This window comes from Flavobacterium sp., assembly GCF_039930565.1.
GTDB lineage: Bacteria > Bacteroidota > Bacteroidia > Flavobacteriales > Flavobacteriaceae > Flavobacterium.
The window spans coordinates 1-3930 of record NZ_JBDTTP010000142.1 but is presented as its reverse complement, the minus strand read 5'-3'; the positions used below and the strand labels follow the sequence as shown (position 1 = coordinate 3930).

Annotated in this window: 3 protein-coding genes; 1 reads left to right on the top strand and 2 read right to left on the bottom strand. The window is 32.0% G+C overall.

Annotated features, from left to right (window positions below; genetic code table 11):
• Nucleotides 1-77 precede the first annotated feature (77 nt).
• The gene (gene rpe / locus ABI657_RS19030) at nt 78-740 is read left to right on the top strand and encodes a ribulose-phosphate 3-epimerase (RefSeq protein ID WP_348098849.1); all 663 of its coding nucleotides are present in this window, start codon (nt 78-80) and stop codon (nt 738-740) included.
• Here the strand turns inward: rpe and ABI657_RS19025 are convergent.
• Together ABI657_RS19025 and ABI657_RS19020 are read right to left on the bottom strand one after the other, a co-directional pair.
• Complete coding sequence (locus ABI657_RS19025) at nt 717-1496, bottom strand: DNA/RNA non-specific endonuclease (protein ID WP_348098848.1); 780 nt, start codon at nt 1494-1496, stop codon at nt 717-719. The genes rpe and ABI657_RS19025 overlap by 24 nt on opposite strands.
• Nucleotides 1497-1560: 64 nt before the next feature.
• Nucleotides 1561-3741, bottom strand: a complete 2181-nt coding sequence (locus ABI657_RS19020) for a carboxy terminal-processing peptidase (protein ID WP_348098847.1) — start codon at nt 3739-3741, stop codon at nt 1561-1563.
• Between the last annotated feature and the right edge of the window lie 189 nt (nt 3742-3930).

The window sequence follows — 3930 nt, the reverse complement described above, 5'->3', positions numbered from 1 at the left end:
AAACTCCGGCTGATTACCGGAGTTTTTTATTTTTTATAATTACCTTTGCAAAAAACAATACAATATACAACTACACAATGAAGAATACACTTATTGCTCCTTCAGTTCTGGCTGCTGATTTTGCCAACTTACAACGCGATATAGAAATGATTAATAGCAGTAAGGCTGATTGGTTTCATATTGATATTATGGATGGCGTTTTTGTTCCGAATATTTCTTTTGGAATGCCGGTTTTAGAAGCAATTTCAAGACATGCTAAAAAAACAATCGATGTACATTTGATGATTGTTGATCCGGACAGGTACATTAAAACTTTTGCAGATTTAGGTGCGAATATTTTAAGCGTGCATTACGAAGCATGTACTCACTTGCACAGAACGCTTCAAGCAATCAAGGCTGAAGGAATGAAAGCCGGAGTAGCCATTAATCCTCATACCAATATTGATCTGTTAGAAGACGTTATTAATGACATTGACCTCGTTTGTATCATGAGTGTAAATCCTGGATTTGGCGGACAGTCATTTATTGAAAATACTTACGACAAGGTAAAGAAACTAAAGGCACTGATTACACGTAAAAATGCCTCAACCCTTATTGAAATTGATGGGGGCGTAACCAATAAAAATGCAAAACAATTAGTAGAATCAGGTGCTGATGTTTTAGTTGCAGGAAGTTTTGTTTTTAAAGCAGAGCATCCAATAACAACTATTGCAGACCTAAAAGTCCTTACTGCTTTTTAAGCTTTTCAGATTAGGAAAGAAATCAATTCCTGTCATTTTTTCTAAAGTTTCAACAGGGACCACAAATTCATAAATTCCTTTCTGACTTTTTTCATTTGGAACTAAAAAAGCAATCGCCTTATGTTCCTTTCCGGATTTGGCCAGAACAATTTTATAAAAATAGTTAGGAACAGCAACCTCTTCTGTTCCTATTTTTTTATCTGAATCTTTCAAGATTCCTCCGGTTACTATATAAACTGTATTGTATTTGCCAGCCCAGTAACGAACCTTATTCTCTAATCGATTCCAGATTCCGCTATTAAAATCATGATTTTGAGGAGAAATATTTGAAGTATAAAAAGTATCGTTATATGCTTTTTTATCAAACTCCATATCTCCGGCAGGACAAAGATGTCCTTTATCATAACCCGATTTTTTGTAATTTCTCCAATCGGCAGAGCCGGTCGTTACTTTTGGATCTTGAATAAAATAAGGACGTTTAAAATCATTATTTATTAAAAACTCATTTTTCAATTCATAGGCAACCCATTCCGCCTGTTCAAATTTTTCATTATATGACAATGTATAATAATCATGCTGTACAACTTGTTTAGTTGTTGATGTTGGAAGGTAGGCAATCGTATAAATTGGATTTGAAATCTCACGATTGGAAACAAAATTAGTTTGTTCATTGTTCAATTCATATTTTTCTTTCGTTTCATTTTTACAGGAAAGTATCACAAAACAAATTAAAAGTAAGGAAATGTTTTTTTTCATTTTTTTGAAGCAAATAAAAACGCTCCAAAACTTTTGTTAAGGAGCGTTTAAAATTGTTTTAATACTATGATTTTGCTAATTTATCTTTTTTCATTTTATTTGAAATAGCAGCTTTAGAAATAGTTTTGGATTGCAGATCATCCAGAACATTTAATGCTTCTTCTACATAAACATCTTTAGATAGCGCCTGATGCCAAATATCTCTTTTGTCTTTTAAAGCTGGATCTTTTAACATTTCTGATTGCTCATGTGGTAAAGATTTAAAAACTAAATTATTCTTGTAATCTGTAATTGGTTTATATTTTTTACCTTCATTTTCAACTTGATTCTGAGTTTCTTTGAAGCTGTTGATATTTAAACTATACACATTCTCTTTACTTTTAACATCAATCCATTTAGCATTGTCTTCGATTAATTTAAACTGAGGATTTTGAGAAATCCTGGCTTTACTGTTTACTATAGCCTGATTAAAGTTTTGATTAGAATTCCAAATCCTGTATTCAGCCTGGTCTATTTTATCCCAAGGCATTGCATTATCAATATCACGTTCTCCCATTTTAAGGTAACTGTATCGGTCTGGCATTACAATATCACTTTTTACACCTTCCAATTGTGTGGAACCACCATTAATTCTATAAAATTTTTGGGCTGTTGCTTTCAAAGCGCCAAAATCTCCAAATTCACTATTACGAACAAATTGATTTAAATCGATAACCGTTTGAACAGTACCTTTACCATACGTTTGTTTGCTTCCAATAATAACACCTCTTCTGTAATCCTGTATTGCAGCGGCTAAAATTTCTGATGCTGAAGCTGAAAAGCTGTTAACCATTATTACTAATGGTCCATCCCACTCTATTTTCTTGTCTTTATCATACAAAACTTCTTTTTTTCTTCCGGCAGATTTCACCTGCACAATTGGCCCTTCTTCTATAAACAATCCAGCAATATCAACAACTGTGGAAAGAGAACCTCCTCCATCATCACGCACATCCAATACGATTCCGTTTATATTTTCTTTTTTCAGTCTTTCAACTTCTAAAGCAATGTCTTTCCCTGCATCCCTACCGTCTTTATTTTCAAAATCAATATAAAATTTAGGTAAATAAATAACACCGTATTTCAATCCGTTTTTTTCTACAATACTTGATTTTGCATATGTTTCTTCTATTTCAACTACATCTCTGATAATGGATATAACTTTGATTGTTCCATCTACTTTTTTGACTGTAAGTTTAACCTCGGTTCCTTTATGTCCTTTAATTTTTTTAACTACATCATCCAGACGCATTCCAACAACATCAACAGGCTCATTATTTCCTTGTCCGACTTTTAAGATTAAGTCACCTGACTCAAGTTCTTTACCTTTCCATGCAGGACCTCCGGATATTAATTCATCTATTTGGGTAAAATCATTTTTCTTAGTTAAACGTGCGCCTATACCTTCTAATTTACCGCTAATATTGACATCAAAACGATCTTTCTCTTCAGGTGCAAAATAACTGGTGTGTGGGTCAAAACGTGACATAATTGCATTTACATATACAGAAAACCAATCACTTTTATTCAAATCCTTTATAAGACTAAAATTATCATCTAATGATTTTAAAGAACTTTCGCGCGTTTCTTTCTCTAATTGCTCAAAAGATTTCATTTTATATCCAGCATCTTTTTTCTTCTTATCCTCTTCCAGTTTTTGTTTTGTTACAAGAGAAGAAAGTGTAGATAGCTTAATTTGTTTTCTCCATCTTTCATTAATATCAACCAGACTGCTTGCATATGGGATTTTGTCATAATCTGCATTAAAAGTTTCATCAATATTATAATTAAACGGCTGAGATAAAATGGTTTTATACCTTTTTTTGCTTTCTTCCATACGTTTCATTAATCTCGTGTACGTAAGATTAAAAAAAGTCAAATCCTTATTTATAAACTGATCGTCCAACATCAGTTCATATTGTTTGAACTCTTCAATGTCAGATTGCAGAAAAAAACGCTTTGATGGATCCAAAGATTCTATATAATCTTTAAAAATTCCTTTAGAGAAGGCATCATCAATAACAGGAGGATTGTAATGCCCTTTTTCTATTACAAATGCAAGTAATTCTAAAAGCATTTTATCCTTATTTGGATCGGGATCTGTTTTGCCAGCATTAATTTTGAATGCAAACAAGGTTACAGACAAGCATAATACGGCTATGAGTATTTTATAATTTCGTTTCATAAATTCAATAATAGCATTCATCAATTTTTTAAATCTAAGTTATGGTAAAAACCAGGCTGTTGTTGCCAAGTCTACTATAATTTTTTGTTAAAGATATAAAAATGTTTGACTCTTGTAATGCTTAGATAATTTAGTTGACAATTTTTTTTATTTGTTAACCCGTTGGGTGAAATTAATTGATTTGAATTTTGATATTATTAATTGGTCTGT

Excerpts from the sequence above, each read along its gene's own strand:
- rpe (WP_348098849.1), top strand. The coding sequence starts at position 78 with ATGAAGAATACACTTATTGCTCCTTCAGTTCTGGCTGCTGATTTTGCC.
- ABI657_RS19020 (WP_348098847.1), bottom strand. The coding sequence starts at position 3,741 with ATGAATGCTATTATTGAATTTATGAAACGAAATTATAAAATACTCATA.
- ABI657_RS19025 (WP_348098848.1), bottom strand. The coding sequence starts at position 1,496 with ATGAAAAAAAACATTTCCTTACTTTTAATTTGTTTTGTGATACTTTCC.